This is a genomic window from Nocardia sp. NPDC004568 (assembly GCF_040609955.1).
Taxonomy (GTDB): domain Bacteria; phylum Actinomycetota; class Actinomycetes; order Mycobacteriales; family Mycobacteriaceae; genus Nocardia.
Window position 1 is genome coordinate 1 of sequence record NZ_JBEXLL010000041.1, and the last position, 24,646, is coordinate 24,646.

A 24,646-nucleotide genomic window follows, 5' to 3' on the forward strand; every position below is an offset into this window, starting at 1 on the left:
ATGACAACACCTCCACCGGCAGCATCGCCGTCGGCGACCAGACGATCAAACCGACACTCGGATTACAACCGCAACCTATCTGGACGAGGCACTAGCCTCGAGCATCGGCACCCCACAGGCGCGCACGGTTGCGGATCAGCAGCACCACGAAGAACGGTGCGCCGATGATGGCGGTGAGGATCCCGATCGGGATCTCGGCGGTGCTCAGCGTGCGCGAGAGGGTATCGATCGCGGTCAGGTAGGCGGCCCCGAGCAGCGCGCTGACCGGCAGCACCATCCGGTTGTCGGTACCGACCATCATGCGCACCAGATGCGGGACCACCAGGCCCACCCAGCCGATCACCCCGGCGACCGAGACCGAACCGGCGGTGATCAACGCGACGCACAGCAGCAGGAAATTGCGCAGCCGCGCGGGATTCAGGCCCAGCGCGGTCGCGTCCTCGTCCCCCATCGCGAGAATGTTCAGCCGCCAGCGCAGCGCCAGCACCACCACGCCCGCGGCCACGACCGGGATCGCGGCGGTGAGCACCTTGGTGTAGGTCGCCGTCGCCAGCGAACCCATCAGCCAGAACACGATGGAGGGCAGTTCGCTGTAGGGGTCGGCGATATAGGTGATGAACGAGACCATCGCCTGGAACATCGCACCCACCACGGTGCCGCCGAGCACGATCATCAGCAGCGGCGCACCGGGTACCGCCCGGGCGATCGCCACCACCAGCACCAGCGCGAGCACACCGCCCAGGAAGGCGCCGCCGACCAGTGCGGCACCGCCGAACCCGGCGAGCAGGATCAGCACCCCGCCGAAGGAGGCACCGGAGGACACACCCAGCACCTGAGCGCTGGCCAGCGGATTACGGAACACGGCCTGCATGACCGCGCCGGTGAGCGCCAGGCCGGCGCCGAGCAGGATCGACAGCAGCACCCGGGGCAGCCGCACATCGAGGACCACCGTGCGTTCCTGTGCGTACCAGGTCTGTTCCAGCGGGAAGGCCTGGCCCAGCAGGATGCGCACGATCTCGTTCGGCGGCACGGTGTAACGGCCCACCGCGAGCGCGGCGAGGGCCACCACGATCAGCAGGACCAGAAATCCCGGGATCGCGAGGAGGCGCCGATCGAAGCGCGCGCGGCGCGGCGCCGGAGCCTCCGGCGCCGCGACCGCCGGGTCAGCGGAAGAACTGGTCATAACCCGCGGCGTCCTTGTTCAGATCCAGGCGCAGCACCTGATCGATCTCCTCATCGGAGATGCGGTACGCGAACAGGTCGTCGAAGGCGGCCCGGATATCGGCGCGGAACTGCCCGTCGCGCGCCGCCGGGTAGAGGATGCGGTGCATCCACTGCCACATCAGCGGCGATTCCGCGCTCGGCACCTGCCACCGGTACCCGCCGAGCGGGGTCTTGTAGACGCGTTTGTTCTGCACCGCGCTGACACCGGACAGCCGTGGATCGGCGTAGATATCGGCGGGGGTGCTCTGGTCGAATCCGCTGAGCATGATGACCTCCGGATTCCAGGCCAGGATCTGTTCGGGGCTCACCTGGCCGGATTCGGAGACGAAACCCTTGGTCACCAGGTCGGCGCCGACGAGGTCGAATTGGAAGCCGTCGTAGCCCTTGGCACTGGTGGTGCTGTAGGTGTCACCGGTGCGGGACAGAATCATCGCCCGGGGCCGCGGTGCCGTCTGCGCGGCCACCTGCGCGCGCATCTCGGTCTGTTCGGTGCGCTGCCAGTCGATGAGTTCCTGTCCGCGTTCGGGTTTACCCGCGATCTGCGCGAACAGGGTGATCCACTGTTCGAGATCGTCCTGCGTGCCGTATTTCAGGCCCACCACGGGGAAACCCGCCGCCTCGATCGGCGCCGTGACCCCGGATCCCCGGTCGCCCCACTGCACGACCACATCGGGGTCGAGTTGCAGCAGGGTTTCCACGTTCGGCACGAAATCGTTGCCCGCGACGACGGCCGAATCGGCCGAGCCGGGGAACATGGTGGCGAACATGCCGCCCCGGTTCGCCACCAGGGTCGACTGATTGATGCCGACGATGCGGTCGTAACCGCGGTCGACCGCGGCGAAGATCGACGGCGCCGGCATCACGGTGAAGGCCACCTTGTCCGCCGGACCGTCCAAGGTGACGGTCTCACCCCGTTGATCGACGAGGGACAGCGCGCCGGTGGCGGCCGTGTCCTCGGTCTGCGCTTCCCGGGTCGAGCACCCGGCGGTCAGCGCGAGGGCCCCGATCATGCCGGCGACCATCCATCGCCGTGGCGGCAAGCTCCGCTTCCACCGCCGTGCACGCTGCATATTCGATGCCATGCGCTCTACCGTCCTGCCTCTGAATCGTACAAATCGGATTCAGGTTAGCCTTACCTATCAGAACAGTGTGAAGCTGGGGTGACTCACATGCCGACGGGCGGGTCCTCCACTACTGCCGCTGCTCCGCGAATTCGGCGGCAGGCACGGAGGGAGCCTCGTCGCCGAAACCGCTGGGCCACCACACCTTCGAACCGACCAGCGCGAACAGCGCCGGGATGACGACGGTGCGCACCAGGAAGGTGTCGAGCACGATGCCGATGCCGACGATGATGCCGAGTTGGGTGAGCGTGATCAGCGGCAGCACCCCCAGCACACAGAACACCGCGGCCAGCACGATTCCGGCACTGGTGATCACGGCTCCGGTCGCCGAGACCGCGCGCACCATACCGTCGACGGTGCCGTGACCCGGCGTCTCCTCCCGGGCCCGGGTCACCAGGAAGATGGTGTAGTCGATCCCCAGTGCCACCAGGAACAGGAAGGCGAACAGCGGCACCGTCGTATCCAGTGCGGGGAAGCCGAAGAGATGGGTGCTCACCAGGCTGCCCAGCCCCAGCGCGGCCAGCGCGCTCAGCACGGTGACGCCGATCAGCAGGACCGCGGCGGGCAGTGCCCGCAACAGGACGAGCAGCACCGCGAAGACCACCAGCAGGATGAGCGGGATCACCAGCAGTTGGTCGTGCCGGGCGGCATCGCGGGTGTCGAGCGCTTTCGCGTCACTGCCGCCCACCATGGCCTCGGCGCCGGGAATTCCGGAAAGCGTGCCGCGCAATTGTTCGATCGTGGTGTAGGCCGCCTCGGATTCGGGGGCGGCCTCGAGGGTGACCATCCATCGATCCACCCCGTCGTGACCGCCCGCGGGCGCCACAGCGGAGACACCCGGAGCATCCTCCAGCGCGGAACGGACCGCCCTGGCGGCGTCGTGCCGGGTGAGCACGACGGTCGGATCCGAAGCGCCCGAGGGGAAGTGGGCGGCGAGGGTGTCCAGGCCGTCCACCGATTCGGCCCGCACCCGGAACTGTTCGGTCTGCGAGAGCCCGATATTCGCACCGGTCAGACCCGTGGCACACACGACCAGTAGCGCGATCGCTCCGCCGGCCACCACCGCGGGGCGGGCCACCACCCGGGTGGCGATCCGATGCCACACCCCGTGCGCCGCGGTCCCGTCGGCACTCGCCCGCGGGACGAAGGGCCAGAAGATCTTGCGGCCGGACAGGGCCAGGGCGGGTGGAAGCGCCAGCAGGACGAAAACCACCGCGACCAGCAGGCCGGCGGCCGCCATCAGGCCGAGCGACCGGGTGTTGGGCAGTGTCGCGAGCAGCAGCGTGCACAGTGCCAGCACCACGGTCACATTGCTGGCGAGAATCGCCGGCCCGGCGCGCCGGACGGCCTCGCGCAGCGCGGCGCGATGGTCGGCATGTTCGTGCAATTCGTCGCGATAACGCGAGACGAGCAGGAGTGCGTAATTGGTACCCGCGCCGAACACCAGGACGCTGGTGATACCCGCGGTGGACCCGTCGAAGGAGAGGTCGGTGACGCGGGCGAGCGCCGTACCGATACTCGTGGCGGTCCGGTCGGCGAGACCGATCACCAGCAACGGCACCAGCCACAGCACCGGTGAGCGATAGGTGACGATCAGCAACAGCGCGACCACCAGCGCGGTGACCGCCAGCAGGGTCACGTCCGCGCCGGCGAACGAGTCGGCGATATCGGCGCCGAACGCCGGGCCGCCGGTGATCTGCACGGTCAGTCCGGGTGGCGTCTGCCGCGCGGCCACCTGGCGCAGCCGGTCGATTTCGGCGGCCAGGTCCGCGCCGTTCAGATCGGCGGAGACCGTGGCGCGTCCCAGCGCCGCCTTGCCGTCCGGCGCGACCACGAGCGCGTTCGCGGCGGTACCGGAGACCTCCCGGGCCGTCTCGGTGGCGGCGGCCCGGTCGGAATCGGTCAGTTCCGCGCCGTCGGCCCGGGTGACCACCAGGATCGCCGGCGCGTCCCGGCCACCCGGGAACGCGGCCACCGCGGCCTCGACCCGCGCGGCTTCGGAGTCCCGCGGCAGCGAGGTCGGCGCCCGGCCCGCGTCGTCGTTTCCGCCGACGCCCACGATCACCGCGCCGGCGGCGGCGAGGACGGCGATGAGCAGGACCCATGAGCGGCGGCCGGTGACCACGGAGGCGAAGCGTTCCCAGGCATTCACACCGGCAACTATTTCAGAAACTGAAATAATAGGCAAGGTTCGACGCCCCGGCACCTACACTTTTGCGAGCGGGATCAGGAAAGGACAGCGCAGGTGACAGACGAACCCTCGGCGGGGACCGGCAGCACGACCCGGGAACACGCCGAAACCGAGATCGCCACCGATATCCGCGCACTGACCGCGGTGTCCGAGCAGATCGGGCACCTGTTCGCCCATTCGCACAAGCTGCGCAGCAACGATTTCCGCGCGCTCATGCACGTCGCCACCGCGGAGGCCGAGGGCCGGCCACTCACCGCCGGACAACTGCGCGAACTGATGGGCCTGTCCCCGGCCGCCATCACCTACCTGATCGAACGCATGATCGCCTCGGGGCATATCCACCGCGAGACCGATCCCGGCGACCGGCGGCGGGTGCTGCTGCACTATTCCGACCACGGTATGTCGGTGGCCGGCGAGTTCTTCCACCCGCTGGGCCGCCGCACCCGCGCGGCGCTCGCCGACCTGCCCACCGCCGACCTCGCCGCCGCCCACCGCGTGCTCGCGGCGGTCGTCGCCGCCATGCGCGACCACCACGCCGCGCTGACACGAGAGCCATCCGAGCGATAGCCGGGCCGCCGGAACTTCGCGAATCGCTGCATACCGCGGCGCGGCCGGGGTAGGACGCTCACGACCCGCGGACGACCCCATGCTGATTGCCCCGGCTGTGCGCGGGTACCCGGCCGGGCAGACAGGAGGTGTGTCATGCCGAAGGAATGGACCGACAAACAGGAACGGCAGTACGAGCACATCAAGGACTCCGCCAAGGATCGGGGGGCGAGCACGAAGCGGGCGAAGGAAATCGGCGCGCGCACGGTCAACAAGAACCGTGCCCAGGCCGGTCAGTCCAAGACCGCCAGTCGCTCCTCCACCCGCGATATCTCGCCGCAGCGGCGCGGCGGCCTGCGCTCGGGGACCGACAAGCCCACGGGCCGGACCCGGGATCAGCTGTACAACGAAGCCAAGAGCCGCAATATCAAGGGCCGGTCGAAGATGACCAAGAACGAACTGGCCGAAGCCCTGGGCAAGTAGATCCGCCGATGAGCCCCACCGCCCGCGCGGCCACCGGCCGTCCCCGGGCGCCGAAACCGGTCGGCGCCGCCGAGTTCGTTCCCGGCGACGCCGACCTCGGGCGGGTCCGCGCCGCCGCGGCGGACTGCCGCGGCTGCGATCTCTATCGCGACGCCACCCAGACGGTCTTCGGAGCGGGAGCCGCCCACGCCTCCGTGGTGATGGTGGGCGAACAGCCCGGTGATCAGGAGGATCGGCGAGGCGAACCGTTCGTGGGACCGGCGGGGCGGCTGCTGGACCGCGCGCTCGAAGAAGCCGGGTTCCAGCGGGAGGAGCTCTACCTCACCAACGCGGTGAAACATTTCAAGTTCGCCGAACGCGGCAAGCGCCGGATCCACAAACAGCCCAACCGCACCGAGGTCGTCGCGTGTTCGGCCTGGCTGGCCACCGAACTGGACCTGATCGCCCCGGACCTCGTGGTCTGCCTGGGCGCGGTCGCCGCGAAGGCGGTGCTGGGCCCGTCGGCCACGGTCGGATCGCTGCGCGGGCACACCGTCGAGCGTCCGGACTTCCGGGTGACCGGTACGGTGCACCCGTCGTCGGTGTTGCGTGCTCCCGATCGCGACAGGGCGTATACCGAGTTCCTGGCCGACCTCACCTACATTCACGATTCCGCGCGACGGTGACCCGCGGTACGCGGATCACCGGCCCGGCCCCAGATCCAGCCGCCTGGTCACCCGGTCGACCAGGTCGGGGGGCATACCCGGTTCGCGGCGGGCGGCCTGCGCCTCCCGCCGGCCGGCCTCGGTCACCTCGGCCCGGATCCGTCTGACGGCCATCGTCATCCGCGCCTCCCGTTCGGCCCGGGCACGCGCGTCCTCGCCGGCCGCTTCCGGATCGGCCCGGGCCAGCCGGCGCCGGATACCCTCCCGTAGCCGTTCGTGGAGTTCCTCGGGTACCTGCTCGGCATCGGCCAGTTCCTCGAGACGGGCCAGTTCGGCCCGGACCACTCGCTCCCACAGTTGCCGTTCCATTCGGCGTTCGGCCTGGGTGTCGGCGCGGACACCGGTGAGCCGGACGACCAGCGGCAGCGTCGGGCCCTGCACGAGCAGCGTGAACAGGACCACCGCGAACGCCGTGAACAGGATCTCGGTGCGCCCCGGGAAATCCGCGCCCGCCTCGGTCGACAGCGGGATGGCCAGCGCCAGCGCCACCGTGGCCACCCCGCGCATACCGGTCCACCACGTCACCACCGTCTCCCGCCAGGTATAGGGCTCGTCGGCGTCCTCGGCGTGCCACCACTTCCCGCGTAGCCACCAGGTCGTCATCAACCAGACGAGACGCAATGCCACCACGACGGCCAGCACCGCGCCCGCGCCCCCGAGCAGCTGTGGCCAGCTGTTCCCGGTGGCCGCGAGCACCGCACTCAGCTCCAAGCCGATGAGCCCGAAGGCGAAACCGCTGATCAGCAGTTCGGTGATCTCCCAGAACGAATTGCCGGCCACGCGGTAGTCGGCGTCGGCGAATTCGGTGACCGCGTCGGTCAGATAGAGCGCGCACACCAGTACCGAGAGCACCCCCGAGCCACCCCAGGACTCCGCGAGACCGTAGGCCGCGAAGGGCAGCAGCAAGCTGAGCGCGACCTGCCCGCTCGCTTCGGCCAGATAGCGGGTGAGCCGGCTGCCCGCCATCCCCAGGACCAGGCCGACCACCACGGCGACCACGGCCGACACCACGAACTCCCCCGCCGCGCGCGGCCCCGAGAAATGTCCGGTGAGCACCGCATCGACCGCGACCGCGTAGACGACGATCGCGGTGACGTCGTTGAACAGTCCCTCGCCGCCGAGTACGACCACGAGTCGGCGCGGGAGCCCGAGGCGACCGGCCAGCGCGGTCGCCGCCACCGGGTCCGGGGGCGCGACGATCGCCCCGAGCACCACGGCCGCGGCCACCGGCAGGCCCGGGTACCACGCGTGGAATACCGCGGCCACCGCCGCCACGGTGGCCAGGACCAGTCCGACGGCCCGCAGCACAATGGGTTCCCAGCTCTCGGCGAACTGACGCCACGAGGTGCGCCGCGCCGCGGCGTAGAGCAGTGGGGGCAGGACCAGCGGCAGAATGAGGTGTGGGGGTATCGCGATCTGGGGCACGAACGGCAGCAGGGCGAGCGCGACCCCGAACAGCGTCATCAGAACCGCCGAGGCGACACCGATCCGCCGCCCGATCGCCTCGGCCAGTACCGCGGCGAACAGGATCACGAATGTCAGCACCAACTGGTCCATGGCATACCAGTCTCCTGCCACCCACGCCTTCCGCGCCCGCGCAATGCCGGACGCGAGCCGATCCGGCCGGGGACCGGGGGGTGGCGAGGCGGGGCGCGCGGTGGTGAGCCGCGCGCAGGAACTTCTCGCGTGGTCGACCGAAGCGTTTGCGGCTCATGCTATCTCGCGGCAAATGCGAAACCCGCCGAATAGTTGTCCCGGCGAACGAATCCGGGGCACACTCTAAGTGACGACGTTCGACGCGCCGATCGAACGCGGGGGCGAGGACACGGAATATGAGAATTAGGCCGCGGCAACAGCTGCTGGACCTGTGGCGGGCCGTGCTCGCCTGTTCCTACCGGGGTGACACCTGGACCTGGGGCGGCCGGGACGGCAGCAATTCGATCAGCGACGCCGAACAGTTGCTGTGCCTGCTGTACCCGGCGACCGAACTCGGGGCCTTCGCCCTGGACCAGCCCGACGATATGGCGGCCGATGCCCGGCGGGCACTCGACCCCTTCGGCGAGGAGACCAGGATCGGCGGCGCGCTGGTCGGCCTGCTCGAGGACTATCTGCGGCGCTACACCGGCCCCGCCGGGGAACCGGTCTTCGCGGCCGGCACCTATCTGCGCGCCGCCGGCGACCGCCCGCTCACCGACGACCAGCTCGCCCTCGGGATCGTCGACTCCTACTCCATGTCCCTGAGCCTGTGTATCGCGGCGCTGCGATTCCTGCGCGGATTCCAGCGTTTCGTCGGTGGCGAGGTGCGGCGCGAGGCGCGCCAGTTGAGCGAACGCATTCCGCTGGTGATCGACGCGGTCGGGATCCGGCTCACCGCGGCCATGGCCGGTTTGGTGCGCAGTTTCGTCATCCACACGCCCGAGCCGAAGTCCGACGCGGGACAAGCGATCCTGCACATGATCAACCAGAACCACGCCCCCGCCGACGAGGTGATCCGGCGCCTGTCGGCACGGCTCGAGCGGCTGCGCGTCCAGGCGGCCAACGAGGTCCGGCTCAGCCAGACCGCCGAGGTGGACGTCGCCGATGACGAACGACTCTTCGAATGCGGCTGGGGCTGGGGGATCGTGCGTACCGCCGAACCCATCGAGTTCGTACCCGGCGAGGTCGGCCACGCGGCCGGGCACGCCGAACCCCGTCCCTATCTGTACTTCACCGCCGTCGCCCTGGACGGCATCATCGATCTGTCCTCGCAACGTATCCGGGAACTGGATCTACTGACCGACGAGCAGCGCAAACTCGCCGACGCCCTCCAACTGCGTTTCGAACTGGCCCGCAACTACTGGTCCACGGTGGCCCGGTTCGGCGGCGGCCGCTGGCCGCTGGAGGACATTCCCTGGCACACTTCCGACGGCGAGGAATCGGACTACTTCAGTCTCACCGTCACCGCCATCCTCATCCAGGACCTGGTCTACCGGGACAGCACCGAAGATCTGGCCCGTACCGTGGCGGTTTTCGATCAGCTGGCGCGCCGGGGCCGGATCACCAGCCGCCTCACCGCGGGAGACGCGGCCGCGATCCTGCACTATCCGGGGGTCCGGCTCGGCCTGGCCGGTAGCGAGGACATCGGCGGCGGCTCCGTTCTCGAATGGTATGTGCCGGATTTCGTGACCATGATGCTCAAACGCTGCCTGCAGGCGGCGCGTCTGCGCACCGATGTCGACACCCGGGATCAGCTGATGGCGCTCGCCGAGGCGGCGATGGACCACCTCGACGGGCGCATCCAGCGCGACGGCCCGGCGGCCGGCCTGTGGGACGATCCGGCGGCGCTGCTCGGCCCGGAGGTCTCGGTACCCGCCGGCCCGTCCTGGTTCGTCACCGAACGGGTGATGGAATGCCTGGTGATCGCCTACGACACCTTCCGCGAACCACCGCTGGCCCCCGCGACCATGGTCGCCCGGGCCGTCGATCTGCTGAGCGAGGCCGAACATCTGCTCAACCAGGAGGAACTCGAGGTCGAAGGCGACGATCTGACACCCAACCAGGCGGCGGTGAACCGTATCCGGCAATCACTGGACCGAGCCCGCGGGGTGCTGCACGAGCGCCCGGGTACCGCCTACAGCCTGGCCACGCAGGCGTTGATCCAGCTCGACGAACTGGCGTACGCGCGCCAGGACGCGACGCGCTGAGGGGGCTCGGGTGCTCGTATTCTCCACCTCCGACAAAGGCGGCACCGGACGGTCGGTGACCAGCTGCAATATCGCGTACCGCCTGTGTATGTCGGGTCGCAATGTCGCCTATGTGGATTTCGATTTCGGGTCGCCGACTGCCGGGGCACTGTTCGAGATCAGCACGGTCGAACGGGGTATCGCCGACGGCGGTGTGCACTCCTATCTGCTCGGGCAGACCGGGACGGCGGCCCGCGTCGATGTCGGCACCGCCACCGATCGTTCGGAACTCAAACGCGTCGCGCCCCGCTCCGGACGGCTGGTCCTGTTCCCGGGCGACGAGGGCGGCGCCGAATTCCTCACCGCCGACGACGCGGTGGTGACCCGCTGCGCCGAGCTGCTGGTGGCACTGGAACAGGAATTCCGGGTGGTGATCGTCGATCTGAGCGCGGGCCGGTCGGTCGCGCTGGAGATCGCCCTGCAGGCTACCGCGCTCCCCCAGCTGCGCCGCCGGACCGCGCGCTGGCTGATCTTCCACCGCTGGACCCGCCAGCACATCCTGGCGGCGGCCGGCCTGGTCTACGGTCCGCACGGACTGCTGCAGACCGGCGAGGCCTGCGGGCACGATCTCGACGAACTGCTGGGCTCCACCCGCTATATCCGCACCGCCGTTCCCGCCGCCAATTCGCATCTCACCGCGCAGCGCGCGGCGCAGGCGGCCTGGCTGCAGGAACAGGATGTCGCCCTGCGCCGGCTGGCCACCGCCAACCGGCTGGGCGCGACGGCGGTCCTCGGTGCCACGCCGATGGAACCGGTTCTGCAGTGGCGGGAACAGCTGATCCTCGACAGCGATGTCAACGCCCACATCGCGAACCACGACACGGCGCAGGCCTATACCGAACTCGCGCGGCGCCTGGTGGACGTCGCCAGCTGGGAGAGGCTCTAGATGCGGGACAGGCAGGTCTACACCGAGGCCACCGAACAGCCCTGGGTCGCCCCGGTTCCCCTTTCGCATCTGTCGATCGAGGTCGGGCACTTCTATCTCAACGACCTGCTCGGCGATCTGGAGCATGTGAAAGAGGAGTTCCGCCGGATCGTGCCGCTGGTCGCGGCGTTCACCGAATCCGCCCGCGTCCGGTTCGGCCCGGATGTCCGGGTCAGCACGTGCTATCTGATCGACGACTACTTCCAGCCCGACACCGATCCGGCGGAGGTGCTCGGCAAACTGCTCACCGCCGCCGACGCGGCCGGGCTCACCATCGACTATCTGGCCCGCGAGTCGGGCTGCTGGCAGACCTCTCAGTTCATGGACGGGGTGCCGCTGGGTGAGCCCATACCGGTGGCCGAGATGGTGGCCGCGCGGATCGTCGCCGAACCGGCACCACCCGATACCGGCCGGCGGCCGCCGACCGCGCAATCCGGATGGCTGTGCAACGGGCGCCGGTCCTCCGAACACGAACCGGCGCAGGCCATGCGGGGGCGCACCTACGAGCCGCCGGAGGAATTCGGCCGCCGCGAGCATTCCATCTTCCTGGACGTGCAGTTGTGGAGTACCCAGGTCGTCGACGGGGTCACGGTGACCCGCTGGTCCTGCCCGTTCCTGGCCGCGGTCTGGCATCTGCTGCGGCTGGGCATGCTGCGCTACCACGGTGCCGCCGTGGTGGATCCGCAGCAGTGGAACGGTGAGCCGTGGCCGCGCCGCTGGCACGAGGTGCCGCCGGTCGTGCAACTCACTCCCGACGCGGCGCCGTTCGCGGCGTATCAGACCCTCTCGATGCTGCCCAAGCGCTATCTCGGTATCGAACACGCGGTGCGGCTGGTGCTCGATCACCTCGACCTGGACGAGGACGTGGTCGCGCAGATCACCGCGACCGGGGCGGACGAGGACGTCGTGGTATCGCGCAAGATCAGCGAACGGCTGTCCCATCTGCTGCTCGACGGGTCCTGAGATGGCCGCGACCACGCCCTTGGTCGTCCTCGGTGAGGTACGCACCTGCCTGCTGCCGTCGGCCACGGCGCTGACCCGGGCCGAGGCGGGGGAACTGCTGGCGCTGCTTCCCGGCTGCGGCGTGCGATGGCGGGAGCGACCGGGCACGCTGGGCCTGTCCCCCACCACGGCGGTCGGGGTCGATTGCGATCTCCGGCTGGGCGAGCAGCCCGCCCGGATCGTCGGCACCGTGGCCACCAGTCTTGCGCTGGCCGGTGGGCGGGTGTTGCAGTCCTCGGCGCGCACCCGGGTGGTGCGGGCCGCGGAGCGCCGCCGCCAGACCTGGTCGCACTACATCAGTCAGAAGGGGGTCACCGAGGTCGTCACCCGGATTCCCGAGCGACTGGCGGCCGGGAATGTCTTGGCCGACGGGTATCTCGCCGCCGACCCACTGCCGGGGACGGCCCCGCTGGACCTGGCGTCGATCAGCGAACGGCTGCTGGCCCGGGTCCGGGCCGATTCCCGGCTGGACCAGAATCCGCCGGTACAGGCCGGCACGACCCGGCTGCGCTGGACGGCCCGGGTCGGCGGCAGCAGCGGCCCGGCCGCGACCCTGCATCTGGACGACGATACCGTCCGCTCGGTGCGGCTGATCGTGCGCGACGATACCGATCTGGCAGCCGCGCAACGGTTCTGCGAGGATCTGGCCGCGCACGATTGGCTGCTGACGGTACTGGCCGACGTGCTCGACGAAGCCGACCGGTTCGCCCCGCACAGCCGCGAACGGATCGATATCCTCGCGCCCGCTCTCGAACATCTGGCCGGGCTGTGGATGCCGGGCGCGCATACCCCGCCGGTGCTGCGCGCGCTGTGGAAGGATCTGCAGAACGATCCCGGTTTCTCCCGGCAGTGGAACACGTTGGTGGGCCGGTTGCGCGACAATATCGCGGTCGCCACGTTGTCGGCGTTGCGGCACAAGATCTTCGACGCGGAATGGTGACCGCTCGCACCCGTCCGGCTACATCCGGAACCACTTCCGGACCAGCAGCGCGAAGAACACCGACATCGATACCGCGCCGGTCCACGCTTCGATGACGAAGAGCGTCCGGACGGCGCCGGGCAGCTCCTGCGTATCACCGGGGCCCGGCGGATTCAGGAAGCCGGTGACGCCCATATAGATCGTGTCGTCGACCGCCTGACCACCTGCCAGCAGGGCCACCCCGGTGAACAGCAGCATCTGCACGATCACCCAGCCCAGCAGCCATGAGGGACGGTACCCGTGGCCGCACAGGAGGTAGGAGCCCTGTCCGGCCCAGCGCCGCAATCCGTGCGGTAGTCCGCGCGTATTCGACCGCGCCAGGTGCAGGCCGCAGCGGTCCTCGGCCTCGTCGTCCTCGTTCACCCGGTACAGCGCCATGGCGCGGCGGAACGCCAGGGCCGCGTGGGTGGCCAGTCCCACCTCCGACAGGTGCGCGCCGATCGACTCGTATTCCTCGGCCAGCAGCGTGTTCTGGCGGGCGCTGAGTCGCAGTGGACCGCGGAACTCGACCTCGGCGGCCATGAGCGCGGCCGGTACCGCGCTGGGCACCCGCCAGCCTTCCTCGTCGGGGCGCGGATCGCGGGCCGCGCTGTAGAGATGCGGGAAGACCAGCGTGTCGGAGTGCCGGCGGCGCGCGCTCGGCGGATCGTAATCGTCGAGGACGGCTTCGACATGCACGGCGAACCTGTCCAGTGACATCCGCTCGGGGTGCGCGTCGGCGTCCAGTTCGGCGGTGTAAGCCGCTGCGTGCCTGGCGATCCTGGTGGAGACCGACGCCACGAACGGCGAGATCTCGCCCATACGAACCAGTTTAGCGTTCAGGGATGGAGGCGGAATTCGTAGAGGTCGCGGGGCTCCCCGGGCCCGAAGTAGCGGTCGTCGTGTTCGACGAACTCGAAACCTGCTTGTTTGAAAAGGTTTCCGGCCGGATGGTTGTCGGGCCGGACCGTGAGGTACACCGTGCCGGTACCCAGTTCCCGGCACACGCGCAGGGTTTGGTTCAGCAGCGCGCGACCGAAACCGGCCCCCTGGTACCGCTTGGCCACGGCGAAGGTGAACAGCAGCGCCCGGCCGGATTTCTCCAGGGTCAGCGCGTATCCGATGACCGTGCCCGCGACCTCGGCGACCAGCCATTCCGAACCGTGCAGGTCGTAGAGCTGGCGCAGCATCAGGTACAGGTACGGTTCGCCGAACACCTCGGCCTCGATGGCCGCGATGTCCTCCAGATCGGCAAAGCGGGCCTGCCGGTACACCGGCTGTGGCGCCTCCGCGATATCCATGTGCTCCCTCGTGCCAGGGCATACGCCGTCAGGTACCAGCCTAGAACGTCGACTCGCCGACCGCGCCAGTGTAGAGCTCACGCAACCGTTCCGTGATGCGCCACGTTCTATTGTCGGCATACCCGTTGCCGAAGGTCCGTCACAGGAGACCGGTTCCCGACTTGACCTAAACAATAGTTGAGCACTCAGAGTGGTTGCCGGAGCGGCGCACCCGCCGCCCGGCACATCCTCTGGAGGAAACGTGGAAATCGCCACCGCATCCGGCACCGGCACACCCCTGCGCGTCGCGGTCATCGTCGGGAGCAGCCGCGACGGCCGCTTCGCACCCGCCGTCCGCGACTGGTTCCTGACCAGGGCAGCGTCGCGCGCCGACCTGGCCCTCACCACCGTCGACATCGCGGACACCGAACTACCGCACCTCTTCGGCGCGCCCGCCGCCGGGATCACCGAGGCCCGGGAAACGCTCGCCGCCACCGACGCCTTCGTCGTCATCACACCGGAGTACAACCACAGCTATCCGGGCACCCTGAAGAACTTCATCGACCTGCACCACACGGAGTGGCAGGCCAAACCCGTGGGATTCGTGAGCTACGGCGGTATCTCGGGCGGTCTGCGGGCGACCGAGCACCTGCGCACCGTATTCGCCGAACTGCACGCCGTCACCGTGCGCGACACCGTCAGTTTCCACAACCCCTGGGGCCAGCGGGACGACACCGGCGCGCTGGCGCCCGGCGCCACCGCCGATACCGCGCTCACCACCTTGCTCGACCAGCTCGTCTGGTGGGGCGAGGCGCTGCGCACCGCTCGCGCGGTGCGGCCCTACGCGGCGTGACGAACCGGTCCCGCGGCGGGCGCGGCCGCCCCGAACGGATACGCCGGAAGGGACCGTCGCGCCTGGTCATACGATGTCGCGGTGACCGAATACGACCACCTCGACACCTCGACCCTGCCGGAACGCCAGCGCCGCATCCTCGCGGCGATACAGGAATGGGTGGTGCGGCACGGTTACCCGCCGAGCACCCGCCGGCTCGGCGACGCCGTCGGGCTGCGTTCCTCGTCCTCGGTCTCGAAACATCTGAAGAGTCTGGAGGAGAAGGGTTTTCTGCGCCGCGGTGACGGGGTGTCCCGGCCGATGGATGTGCGGCTGTTCCTGAACGCCGGAACCGAGGCCGAGCCCGCCCGGGACGCCGTCGCGGTCCCGGTGGTCGGCGATATCGCGGCGGGTACGCCCATCCTCGCCGACGAGCACACCGACGAGGTGCTCACGCTGCCACGGGAACTGGTGGGCCGCGGCACCGTGTTCGGGTTGCGGGTGCGCGGCGACTCCATGGTGGACGCGGCGATCTGCGACGGGGACGTCGTGGTCGTGCGCCGCCAGCCCGACGCGCAGAACGGGGAGATCGTCGCCGCGATGCTGGACGGGGAGGCGACGGTCAAGGTGTTCCGCCGCCGCGCGGGGCATGTGTACCTGGAACCGCGTAATCCCGCCTATCAGGTGATCGACGGCGACCACGCGGTCGTGCTGGGCAGAGTGGTCTCGGTGATGCGGCGGATGTGAACGCCGCGCCCGCCGCCCGGCGGCTGCGGGCCCATGGTGCATGATCGAACGTATGGGCGCAGACCCGGGACCACGGGTCCCCCACGACCTCGACGATTTCCGCACCCTCGCGCGGGCCCGGCTGGCGGTGTTCCCGCGGATCGCGGTACCCGATACCGACGGATTGCGCCGGGCCGCCGTGGTGCTGTGCGTGGTCGAGACCGGTGGATCGCTCTCGGTCCTGGTCATCAAACGGGCCTATCGGGGCCGCAACGCCGGGCAGTGGGCGCTGCCCGGCGGCCGGGTCGAGCCGGGCGAGACCACGCAACAGGCCGCCTTGCGCGAACTGCACGAAGAACTCGGCCTGACCACCGGCCCCGAGGACGTACTCGGCACGCTCGACGATTTTCCGGCCAGTTCCGGATTCGCCATCACCCCCCTGGTGGCGACGCTCTCGGATATCACGCGCCTGCACCCGAACGCCGACGAAGTCCATTCCGTCCACCGGGCCGCCTTCGACCGGTTGGCCGCCGACGACACTCCGCACTGGGTGGTGCCGGACTCCGCCCGCATGCACGACGGCGCGCGCCCCGGCGGTCGACGCCGCGCCCGGCGAACTCGGCCTGTTGCAGATGCGCTTGGGCCCGAATATGACGATCCACGCCCCCACCGGCGCCATGCTCTGGCAGTTCCGCGAGGTGGTGCTACTGGGCACCGAACCGCGGGCGGCCCGGGTCGCGGATTTCGCTCAGCCCACCTGGACGCGGCACTGAGCACTCGCCGCCCCGGCCCGGCCACCGGAAACGACGACCCTGGATTCGCCTCCCGGATGGACGCCGCCGCGGCCGCGCCGAACGCGCTCCCGAAGCTCGGGCCTCAGGACCGCTCGGCGTCGGGCCGACTGGCCGACCGCTGGCCCTCCGGCACGATATCGGGCTCTTCCTCCGCCAACCGGCGCTCCATGGACTCACCTTCGCGCTGCTCCCGCGGCGTGGTGGCGTAGCGGTCCGCGGCCGACCAGTGGTCGGGGGATCCATGCCCTCCTCGAGCGGGTCGGCGGCCAGTTCGTCTTCGTCCAGTTGTTCGCCGGTCGAGGGAATCGCGCTGCTCGCCCACTCGGCGATCTCGGGGGATTCCGTACCGGGGTCCTCGGTGTCGTTCATGGTCGCGTGTTTTCCCGGACGACGCCGCGCAAACACCCCGCCGCCGATTTCCTCGCGCCCGCCGTCACGCGCGCGGGTCCACTTCGACCCGGCCGGTGTCCCGGTCCTCGACGCCGCGACCACGGCGGCTCCCGTCATAGGCCGATTCCCGCAGCCGCTGCACCGCACGGGGCAGCAGCGCCACATCGGTGGGGTGGTTGAGCACCGGATCGTAGAAATCGGTGCGGTGCTCGCCCGGGTCCGCGGCGCGCAGCGCCAAGTGTCCGACGGTCTGGCGCGCGGGCCCGTAACCGGCGACCGAGACGGTGTACCCGATCTGATGCTCGTGCACATGCCGGGCCAGGGCGGCCAGCGAGGTGCCTGTGGGTAGTCCCGGGTCCGGCTCGGCGAGCACCCAGAGCGGAGCGGAATCGTCCCACCGGTAGGGCAGCAGACTGCCGAACCGCGCGCTGTCCCAGCCGCGCGCGACGGTCAGGGACAGCCGGGCGACCGGGCGCTGCCCCGTGGTGGCCAACGCGAAATCCCAGGGCCTCTCGTTGATATCGAGTACCCGGAAGGCCAGGCCGAGGATATCCGGGACGCCGCCGGGAGTGCCGACCCCTTTCGAGAGGCGCCCGATGGTCGCGCGGTCGCCCTCGCCGAACAGCCGGGTGAATTCGGGTTCGGCGCGGAACCGGCCGGAGAGCCGGACGCCGCGCGGATGGAAGAAGCGGGCGTGCCGCAGATGGGCACCGGCGTCGAAGGCGCCGCGTACCAGCGCCGACACCGGAGCGAGTGTGAGTCGATCGGTCATCGTGTCTCTCCCTTCGGATCACGCCAGCCCTCGTCCTCGACGAGCTGGCTGGATTGCGGCCCCATCAGCAGCATGCCGCCGTCGACGACATAGGACGCTCCGGTCACGTATCCCGCGGCGGGGGTCGCGAGGAAAGCCACCACGGAGGCGACTTCCTCTGCGTGGCCGGGCCGGCCCAGCGGTAACCCCGGGCGGGGGTGTTCACGGGGATCGGCGTCCTCCTGCCCGGTCATCGGGGTCGCGATCTCACCGGGCGCCACCGAGTTCACGGTGATGTCGTGTTCGGCCAGTTCCAGCGCCAGCACTTTGGTGAGGGCGCCGAGTCCCGCCTTGGCCGCGCAGTAGGGCGCTGCCCCCACCTTGGGCGCGTGCTCGTGCACGCTGGTGATATTGATGATCCGCCCGCCGCGGCCGGCCTCGGTCATATGCCGCACCGCGCGCTGGGTACAGAGGAAGGCGCCGTCCAGATCCACCGACAGCACATGCCTCCAGGTGTCGAAGTCCATATCCATCGCCTTCTGCGCGGAGCCGGTGCCGGCACAGTTCACCAGCACATCCACTCCGCCCAATTCGTCGGCGAGTTCGTCCACGGCGGCGGTACTCGTCGGTAGGTCGTCCAGGTCCATCCGCCGCACAGCGGCGCGCGCACCCCGGTCACGGGCCAGTCCTGCCGTCTGTTCGGCACCGGCCTCGTCCGAGTGGTAAGTGATTCCCACATCGACGCCGCCGCCGGCCAGCGCCACCGCGATCGCCCGGCCGATCCCCGAATCGGATCCGGTCACCACAGCACGTAGCGGCGCGCCTATACGTTCTTTCGGTAAGGGAGCGATAGTTGCCATAGGGCGCGGCTACCCGGACGGATCGCGATCACACAGCCGGTCGTCGACCGGATCGCGACCGCCGCCCCCGGAGGTGACCTCTCGGTACCGGCCCACTCCCCCCGCGTCCGGCGCCAGCGGCGGCGTATCCCCGCCGCGGCCGCCGCGCAGGCCGTCGAGGAACTCGCGCAGCGCGTCGGTCGCGGTGGCCCGCGGCCGCCAGCCGAGTTCCGTCCGGGCCCGGGTGGTGTCCATGATCGGCAACTGCATCATCGTGTCGAACAGTCCGGGCGTGGCGGGCACCAGGCGCAGGTGCCAGGCGCCGGCCAGCGCGGTACGGACCGGCCATCGGGGGACCTCGACCGTCCGCGCACCCAGCAATCGCGCGAGCTCGGCACGGTCGACGACGGGTTCGGCCGCGATATTGAACGCACCCCGCGCGCCGGAGAGCACCGCCGCTGCTGCGCGGCCGAGGCACGCTGGAAGGTGAACGCCGGGCGCATCCGCACCAGGCGGCAGTCCGGATGTTCGTATTCGAAAAGGTCGAGCAGCCGCTCCACATAGGCCTTCTCGACCGCGTAGGACGCCCCCGGCCAGCCCTCGGTCGGCCAGCTCTCGTCGACCGGCTCGTCACCGGCCGCGGGCGAGTAGGCCGCGACCGAGGAGGCATAGACCAGGGCGGGCACCCCGGCCGCGGCCACCGCCGCGAGCACCCGGCCGGTGCCGCCGACATTGGTCCGCCAGGTATCGCGGGGCCGGCGGGTGGGCTGGAACACCCAGGCCAGATCGACCACCGCGTCCGCGCCCCGGAACAGCGCCACCAGATCGGCGGTGCGGAGATCGGCCGCCACCCATTCCACCCCCGGATACGAGCGCTCCGGTTCCCGCCGGGCCACGCCCACGATCGAATCCACCGACCCGGTATCGCGTAGCTGTTCGAGCACCGCGGTACCCACATTCCCGGTGGCCCCCGTGACGATCACCCGCATATGTCCACCTCGCTGTCCGTCGAGATGTGCGGCATACCCGGGTTCGCGGTGCCGACACAGCCGGCCGGGCACCGGTTCGGATGCGCGGCATACCGCCGCTCAGCCCGCGAGGATCCGCGGTGAGAGAACCTTGAGCATGGCGTTGGTCCAGCGCAACTGGCGCAGCGTCCCCGGATGGCACTGCGCGGCCAAGTCCAGCAGTTCCGGTTCCCGGGCCGCCTGCGCCCCCTGGGCGAGCAGTTCCCAGTCCACCGACACGCTCGCCGCGAGCTGATGCAGCCGGCGCAGGTCCCGCAGCAGTCACAATCCCGGGTCCGGTGTCCGGCCGACCGCTCCGCGCAGGCGGCGGGCACGGGGCAGCCGGACCCGCGGATCGCGACGGCCGTGTCCTTTCGACGTCGCACCGAACCGGGGCGCGAGCGCGTCCAGTTCGCGGAGATGGTCCTGCGACCGGTCCGCCAGATCGCGGGCGGTGTGGTGGATCTCGTACTCGGCCCGGTGCCGGACCGCGACGGCCGCCAGTTCCCCGGCGAGTTCCCGCTCGGAGAACCGCAGTTCCTCGATGACGATATGCAGTCTCACCGGCGGCCCCGGTCCGCGGCGACGAGTTCGTGCGGCCCCGGACCGTCGGGCGTGCGTGTGCCCCGGGGTTCGGCGATACGGTCTCGAGTCTCCATATCCGGCAGTTACCCAGGACACCGCGGGTTCATCGCACCGGTCCCGGGACAGGAACTCAGGCGCCGGGACGAGCGCCCGGGGCGCTCGGGGCCGAGTGTCCGGGAAGCACACATACCGCGTCGAGCCCGAGGACATGGTTGAGCCGGCCGAAGGCGAGCCACGATCCCAGGCACATGCTCAGCTCCACGATCTCGGTCTGGCTGTAGTGCGCGCTCATCCGGGACCAGAAATCCTCGTCGAGGTTGTGGTGGTCCAGTGCGTAGCGTTCGGCGTACTCGGCGGCCAGGCGTGCCCGGTCGTCGAGGACGCCGGTGCCGCGCCACTCGGCGACGGCGACGTCGAAACCCTCCTCCACCTTCTGCCCGTCGCGTTCGGTACGCCAGTCCAGGCAGAACACGCAGCCGTTGATCTGCGCGATCCGCAACCGCGCGGCCTCGAATTCGCGCAGGCCCAGGGTGGTGTGCGTGTACACCGCCATCGAGAAGTTCGAGGCGGCGATTCCGATGCCGGGCACCATCTCGCCCCAGACGTAGCCGATGGGGTCCTTGCCTTCGGGAATGTCAACTCTCATGAGGCGTCCCTTCCGAGCTTTCCGGCCGCCGGGCGCAGCGGGATATCGAGGGCGTCGTAGAGGCCGGGGGCGGCGGCGATCAGCCAGTCGATCGCACCGACCAGACGCCCCACCGCGGTGGCGTTGCCACCGGCCGCGTAGTTGCCGCCCTCGTCGGTCGCCTCGACGGTGACCTCGATGCGCGGACGCCCTTCGATGATCACGCGGTGCGCGCCCTCGCCGTTGGGTGGTACCGGCCATTCGGGCGCGCACGACGGGTGGATACGGGTGATGTGTTCCACGACGATGCGGGGTTCACCGGCCACGATCCCCTGCACTTCGAATCGCATGGCGCCCTGGGTTCCGGCTTCGAACTTCCCCATGGTGGCGGTGTCGACGGTGGTTTCCAGCGGCAGTCGCTGCACGGACTCGCGGATCTCGTCGAGTTCGACGCCGAGCGCCCGGGCCATCAGCCGAATCTGACCGCCCCACACCATGGTCGGGACCGTGGGCGCCACCATGGGCGGCACCTGGTCCATGGGCTGGCCCATGCCCACCAGGTAACGCACGGAATCGGGCTGGTCGTAGGTGGAGTAGTCGAAGATCTCCTGGCAGCGCACCACCTCGACGACGCTGCCCAGACCGCTGACGAGCAGCGGCAGCACATCGTTGCCCCAGCCGGGATCGATCCCCGATACGAACAGCGAACCGCCGCCGGATTCGATCGCGGCCAGAACCGGTTCCCGGACCTCGGGCGGGGCGCCGCGCTGGTCGTAGAGGGCGTAGAGCGCCGGTGTCACCACCACCGCGCCGCCGCCGATCGCACGGACGATATCGGCGAGGGCGTCGTCGGGGCGGATCTCACCGGACGCGGCGTACACCACCGCCCCGGGCCGGTCCGCCAGCACCGCGTCCACGTCGGTGGTGGCCGCTACCCCCAGTGACCGGTCCAGCCCGGCCAGTTCGCCCGCGTCCCGCCCGGCCTTGGCCGGATCGTGCACGAGGACACCCGTGAGTTCGAGTTCGGGGTGGGCGTCGACCGCCCGGACAGCGGCGCGGCCCACATTGCCGGTCCCCCAGACGACCGTCGAGATCATCGCCGGATTCTAACAAGCGCTTGGTTGCGAAGGGGGCGTTTCCGGCCGCTTTCCGGCGATACCTCACCGGCCGCCGGGTGGCCGATATCTCCGCCGCCGGGAATGCCGCACCGGCGCGGCCGCCGTATCGTTGATCCGGTGACGGAATTCCTCACGGAGACAACGGAATCCGATTTACCCTCGGTTACCCGGATGTTACTGCGCGCTGACGGATCCATGACCAGGCTGCTGGAGGCGCTGATCGGATGCCCGCTGGCGCTCGATCTCACCGATCAGCGCACCACCACCGGACGCGACCTCGACCCCGCGATACGCACGGCGCTCGGCTGCGCCGAGAGCGATCCGGTGGTCGTGCGCCGCTCGACCCTCACCACCACCGGCGGCGCGGCCGTGTCGTGGAATTGCGTGGTCGTGGTGGCCACCGACGCCGAACTCACCGCCCTGCTCACCGACGAACGGCTGCCCATCGGCCACAGTCTGGCCGGCGCCCGCCGCCACCTCGCGCGCACGGTCCTGGGTGCGGGCGTCACGCGTTGGCCCGCCGCCGGCGGACAGGAGGGTCTGCCCTGCGCGTACAAGGAGAGCGTGCTGTGCGACCACCGGTCGACCGTGGTGGCGCATCTGCACGAACGGTTCAACCCGGCCTATGTACCGCTGGTGGCGGCCCGATGAGGGTTCTCGTCGTCGGCGCCGGGATCGGGGGGCTGACCACGGCGCTGAGCCTGCACGCGGCCGGTATCGACGTCCGGGTGATCGACCGGGTCCCGCGGCTGCGCCCGCTCGGCGTGGGAATCAATCTGCTGCCGCACGCCACCGGAGCACTCGCCGAACTCGGGCTGCACGACGCGCTCGCCGCGCGGGCGGTCGCCACCTCCGAACTGGTGCACTTCGACCGGTTCGGCAACGAGATCTGGCGGGAGCCGCGCGGCGTGGCGGCCGGACACCCGTGGCCGCAGTATTCGGTCCACCGTGGCCGGCTGCAATCGCTGCTGCTGGATACGGTGTACGACCGGCTCGGCTCCGACGCGGTGCGGACCGGGTGCCGTTTCGTCAGCGCGACGGAGGAAGACCGGCGGGTCCGCGTCGCGATCGAGGAGCACGGCGGCGACGGCACGAGCGAACTCACCGCGGACGCGGTGATCGGTGCCGACGGTCTGCACTCCGCGGTGCGAGCGCACCTGTACCCGGACGAGGGTCCGCCGCGCTGGAACGGGATCCGGATGTGGCGCGGCGTCGCCACCGCGGCGCGCTTCCTCACCGGCACCTCGATGCTGATGGCCGGCAGCAATCACGCCGCCAAACTCGTCGCCTATCCGCTGGGCGCCGCCACACCGGGCAGCGACGAGGTCCTCGTCAACTGGGTCGCCGAGGTGCGGATGCCGCAGGACGCCCAGGGCGAGGCGGAATGGACGCGCACCGGACGCCTCGACGATGTCGCGCCGCACTACCGTGGCTGGCGGATCGCGGGCCTCGACGTAGCGGCCCTGCTCGCCGCGAGCGACACCGTCCTGGAGTACCCGATGGTCGACCGGGATCCGCTGCCGCGCTGGAGTTTCGGCCGGATCACCCTGCTCGGCGACGCCGCGCACCCGATGTACCCGGTCGGCTCCAACGGCGGCTCGCAGGCGATTCTCGACGCCCGGACGGTGGCCGCCGAACTGGCCCGCGCGGCCGATCCGGTCGCCGGATTGGCGGCCTACGAATCGGCCCGCCGCGACACGGCGAACTCCGTCGTCCTCGCCAATCGGGATATTCCGATGGATCACGCCCTGCGGATGGTCGCGGAACGGGCCCCCGAGGGGTTCGACCGCATCGAGGATGTGCTGACCACCGAGGAATTACGCGCCATCACCGAGGGGTACCGGCGCACGAGCGCCGTCCGGTAGCCGGCCGGCGGGCCGGCTACCGCCGCCGGTCCCGCTAGGCCGATTCCGGGAGCTGGTCGCCTTGGACGACCTGGATGTCCAGATCGATCTTGACCGTGGTGCCGATCGCCGCCACGCCGGCACGGACCACGGCGTTGTAGTCGATGGCGAAGTCGTCGCGCCGCAGGGTCGTCTCGGCGTGGAAGGCGGCACGTACCCCGCCCCACGGGTCCGGGCCGAAGCCGCCGTAGGTCAGCGCGAGATCGACCGGCCGGCGCTGCCCGTGCAGCGACAGTTCACCCGACATCACCCAGGTGTCGCCGCCGGTGCGGCTGAGCCCGTTGCTGATGAAGGAGATCAGCGGATAGTTCTCGACATCGAGGAAATCGCCGGACCGCAGGTGGGTGTCGCGCATCTCGATACCGGTATCGATGGTGGCGGCCTTGATCTCGGCGTAGCCGGAGGTCTTTTCGAAGCGCTCGGCGATATCGAGCCGTCCGCTCACCTCGGCGAATCGCGCCTTGATACTCGAGATGCCCAGGTGACGGGCGGTGGCGATCACCGAGGAGTGCACCGGATCGATGGTCCACGGACCGGCCGGCGGGAGAGCGACGGCTTCGACCACCGGCGCCAGCGCGACCTCACCCAGCATGCCCGAGCCCGAGGACGAGATCTGCACCGCCCGGGCGGCGGGCTGATACCCCGCGGCGGTGAGCACCGCGGTGTGGACGCCGGGACGCAGCGGTTCGGTGGACACCGCGCCGTTCTCGTCGGACACCGCGCGGCAGATCTGCCGACCGCGCATATCCGTCACGGTCAGCACCGCGTCGGGTACGGGCCAGCCGTCGGCGCCGTGGATGCGGCCGGTCAAACCGGGCATGGGCATCACCTTTTCACCACTCAGAGTTGATTAGCACAAGCAACTAGTTGCCGAAGCCGAATATACCCACGTCATCTCCCCGCCGACAGGGCGGTGGCC

At 70.0% G+C, this 24,646-nt stretch carries 25 protein-coding genes and 1 pseudogene; 12 read left to right on the forward strand and 14 right to left on the reverse strand.

From position 1 onward, the window contains the following. Positions 1–91: 91 nt before the first annotated feature. The 3 genes from ABZV91_RS19020 to ABZV91_RS19030 all read right to left on the reverse strand — a co-directional run bounded on the left by ABZV91_RS19020 (position 92) and on the right by ABZV91_RS19030 (position 4,497). Positions 92–1,183: an iron ABC transporter permease gene (locus ABZV91_RS19020; protein WP_355243125.1), complete on the reverse strand. Its 1,092-nt coding sequence runs from the start codon at positions 1,181–1,183 to the stop codon at positions 92–94. Beyond that, entirely contained in the window at positions 1,164–2,234 is a 1,071-nt protein-coding gene (locus ABZV91_RS19025; protein WP_355243128.1) for an ABC transporter substrate-binding protein, read from the reverse strand. Before ABZV91_RS19025 ends, ABZV91_RS19020 begins: the two co-directional genes overlap by 20 nt. Positions 2,235–2,415: 181 nt before the next feature. Further along, positions 2,416–4,497: an MMPL family transporter gene (locus tag ABZV91_RS19030; protein WP_355243131.1), complete on the reverse strand. Its 2,082-nt coding sequence runs from the start codon at positions 4,495–4,497 to the stop codon at positions 2,416–2,418. A 93-nt stretch (positions 4,498–4,590) separates the two neighbouring features. On the opposite strand from ABZV91_RS19030, the gene ABZV91_RS19035 reads away from it, so the two are divergent. From ABZV91_RS19035 to ABZV91_RS19045, 3 genes are all read left to right on the forward strand, one after another. Continuing rightward, positions 4,591–5,103, forward strand: coding sequence for a MarR family winged helix-turn-helix transcriptional regulator (locus ABZV91_RS19035; protein WP_355243134.1), 513 nt, complete (start codon positions 4,591–4,593; stop codon positions 5,101–5,103). Positions 5,104–5,238: 135 nt separating this feature from the next. Beyond that, on the forward strand, positions 5,239–5,565 hold the full coding sequence (locus ABZV91_RS19040; RefSeq protein ID WP_355243137.1) for a plasmid stabilization protein: 327 nt from the start codon (positions 5,239–5,241) through the stop codon (positions 5,563–5,565). Positions 5,566–5,573: 8 nt separating this feature from the next. Continuing rightward, a complete protein-coding gene (locus ABZV91_RS19045) occupies positions 5,574–6,230 on the forward strand; it encodes a UdgX family uracil-DNA binding protein (protein WP_355243140.1) in 657 nt (218 codons plus the stop codon). A gap of 15 nt (positions 6,231–6,245) precedes the next feature. Here the strand turns inward: ABZV91_RS19045 and ABZV91_RS19050 are convergent, their stop codons facing one another. Next, positions 6,246–7,826 (reverse strand): Na+/H+ antiporter, encoded by a 1,581-nt coding sequence (locus ABZV91_RS19050; RefSeq protein WP_355243143.1) that lies wholly within the window; start codon positions 7,824–7,826, stop codon positions 6,246–6,248. A 275-nt stretch (positions 7,827–8,101) separates the two neighbouring features. Here ABZV91_RS19050 and ABZV91_RS19055 point away from each other — a divergent pair, with 275 nt between their 5' ends. Genes ABZV91_RS19055 through ABZV91_RS19070 form a run of 4 tightly spaced genes read left to right on the forward strand, consistent with a single transcriptional unit; the run spans position 8,102 to position 12,858 of the window. Further along, on the forward strand, positions 8,102–9,952 hold the full coding sequence (locus ABZV91_RS19055) for an SCO2524 family protein (protein WP_355243146.1): 1,851 nt from the start codon (positions 8,102–8,104) through the stop codon (positions 9,950–9,952). A 10-nt stretch (positions 9,953–9,962) separates the two neighbouring features. Beyond that, positions 9,963–10,877, forward strand: a complete 915-nt coding sequence (locus ABZV91_RS19060) for an SCO2523 family variant P-loop protein (RefSeq protein ID WP_355243149.1) — start codon at positions 9,963–9,965, stop codon at positions 10,875–10,877. Beyond that, the gene (locus tag ABZV91_RS19065; protein ID WP_355243152.1) at positions 10,878–11,879 is read left to right on the forward strand and encodes an SCO2522 family protein; all 1,002 of its coding nucleotides are present in this window, start codon (positions 10,878–10,880) and stop codon (positions 11,877–11,879) included. A gap of 1 nt (position 11,880) precedes the next feature. Beyond that, positions 11,881–12,858 (forward strand): SCO2521 family protein, encoded by a 978-nt coding sequence (locus ABZV91_RS19070; protein WP_355243155.1) that lies wholly within the window; start codon positions 11,881–11,883, stop codon positions 12,856–12,858. Positions 12,859–12,876: 18 nt separating this feature from the next. On the opposite strand, the gene ABZV91_RS19075 is transcribed toward ABZV91_RS19070, so the two are convergent. Both ABZV91_RS19075 and ABZV91_RS19080 read right to left on the reverse strand, forming a co-directional pair. Next, positions 12,877–13,698 (reverse strand): hypothetical protein, encoded by an 822-nt coding sequence (locus ABZV91_RS19075; RefSeq protein WP_355243158.1) that lies wholly within the window; start codon positions 13,696–13,698, stop codon positions 12,877–12,879. A gap of 17 nt (positions 13,699–13,715) precedes the next feature. Further along, on the reverse strand, positions 13,716–14,177 hold the full coding sequence (locus ABZV91_RS19080) for a GNAT family N-acetyltransferase (RefSeq protein ID WP_355243161.1): 462 nt from the start codon (positions 14,175–14,177) through the stop codon (positions 13,716–13,718). Between the two features lie 241 nt (positions 14,178–14,418). Here ABZV91_RS19080 and ABZV91_RS19085 point away from each other — a divergent pair, with 241 nt between their 5' ends. The 3 genes from ABZV91_RS19085 (at position 14,419) to ABZV91_RS19095 (ending at position 16,717) form a co-directional block, all read left to right on the forward strand. Further along, positions 14,419–15,009 carry an NAD(P)H-dependent oxidoreductase gene (locus ABZV91_RS19085; RefSeq protein ID WP_355243164.1) on the forward strand — a complete coding sequence of 197 codons (591 nt, stop codon included), beginning with the start codon at positions 14,419–14,421 and terminating at the stop codon, positions 15,007–15,009. Positions 15,010–15,090: 81 nt separating this feature from the next. Then, positions 15,091–15,735 (forward strand): transcriptional repressor LexA, encoded by a 645-nt coding sequence (lexA, locus tag ABZV91_RS19090; protein ID WP_355243167.1) that lies wholly within the window; start codon positions 15,091–15,093, stop codon positions 15,733–15,735. A 52-nt stretch (positions 15,736–15,787) separates the two neighbouring features. After that, on the forward strand, positions 15,788–16,717 hold the full coding sequence (locus ABZV91_RS19095; protein WP_355243170.1) for a CoA pyrophosphatase: 930 nt from the start codon (positions 15,788–15,790) through the stop codon (positions 16,715–16,717). Positions 16,718–16,941: 224 nt separating this feature from the next. Here the strand turns inward: ABZV91_RS19095 and ABZV91_RS19100 are convergent, their stop codons facing one another. From ABZV91_RS19100 to ABZV91_RS19130, 7 genes and pseudogenes are all read right to left on the reverse strand, one after another. Next, entirely contained in the window at positions 16,942–17,670 is a 729-nt protein-coding gene (locus ABZV91_RS19100) for a phosphodiesterase (RefSeq protein ID WP_355243173.1), read from the reverse strand. Next, the gene (locus tag ABZV91_RS19105) at positions 17,667–18,509 is read right to left on the reverse strand and encodes an SDR family oxidoreductase (protein WP_355243176.1); all 843 of its coding nucleotides are present in this window, start codon (positions 18,507–18,509) and stop codon (positions 17,667–17,669) included. The genes ABZV91_RS19100 and ABZV91_RS19105 overlap by 4 nt, the downstream gene beginning before the upstream one ends. 9 nt (positions 18,510–18,518) lie before the next feature. Next, positions 18,519–19,477 (reverse strand): annotated as a pseudogene (locus tag ABZV91_RS19110) (NAD-dependent epimerase/dehydratase family protein). A 99-nt stretch (positions 19,478–19,576) separates the two neighbouring features. Then, positions 19,577–19,729, reverse strand: a complete 153-nt coding sequence (locus ABZV91_RS19115; protein ID WP_355243179.1) for a hypothetical protein — start codon at positions 19,727–19,729, stop codon at positions 19,577–19,579. A 48-nt stretch (positions 19,730–19,777) separates the two neighbouring features. Continuing rightward, entirely contained in the window at positions 19,778–20,059 is a 282-nt protein-coding gene (locus ABZV91_RS19120; RefSeq protein WP_355243182.1) for a hypothetical protein, read from the reverse strand. Positions 20,060–20,210: 151 nt separating this feature from the next. After that, positions 20,211–20,726, reverse strand: a complete 516-nt coding sequence (locus ABZV91_RS19125) for a carboxymuconolactone decarboxylase family protein (protein ID WP_355243185.1) — start codon at positions 20,724–20,726, stop codon at positions 20,211–20,213. Further along, positions 20,723–21,802 (reverse strand): dihydrodipicolinate reductase, encoded by a 1,080-nt coding sequence (locus ABZV91_RS19130; RefSeq protein ID WP_355243188.1) that lies wholly within the window; start codon positions 21,800–21,802, stop codon positions 20,723–20,725. Before ABZV91_RS19130 ends, ABZV91_RS19125 begins: the two co-directional genes overlap by 4 nt. A gap of 216 nt (positions 21,803–22,018) precedes the next feature. On the opposite strand from ABZV91_RS19130, the gene ABZV91_RS19135 reads away from it, so the two are divergent. Both ABZV91_RS19135 and ABZV91_RS19140 read left to right on the forward strand, forming a co-directional pair. Then, positions 22,019–22,474, forward strand: coding sequence for a hypothetical protein (locus tag ABZV91_RS19135; RefSeq protein WP_355243191.1), 456 nt, complete (start codon positions 22,019–22,021; stop codon positions 22,472–22,474). After that, positions 22,471–23,688 carry a flavin-dependent oxidoreductase gene (locus tag ABZV91_RS19140; protein ID WP_355243194.1) on the forward strand — a complete coding sequence of 406 codons (1,218 nt, stop codon included), beginning with the start codon at positions 22,471–22,473 and terminating at the stop codon, positions 23,686–23,688. Before ABZV91_RS19135 ends, ABZV91_RS19140 begins: the two co-directional genes overlap by 4 nt. 34 nt (positions 23,689–23,722) lie before the next feature. Here the strand turns inward: ABZV91_RS19140 and ABZV91_RS19145 are convergent, their stop codons facing one another. After that, positions 23,723–24,547 carry a YceI family protein gene (locus tag ABZV91_RS19145; RefSeq protein WP_355243197.1) on the reverse strand — a complete coding sequence of 275 codons (825 nt, stop codon included), beginning with the start codon at positions 24,545–24,547 and terminating at the stop codon, positions 23,723–23,725. Between the last annotated feature and the right edge of the window lie 99 nt (positions 24,548–24,646).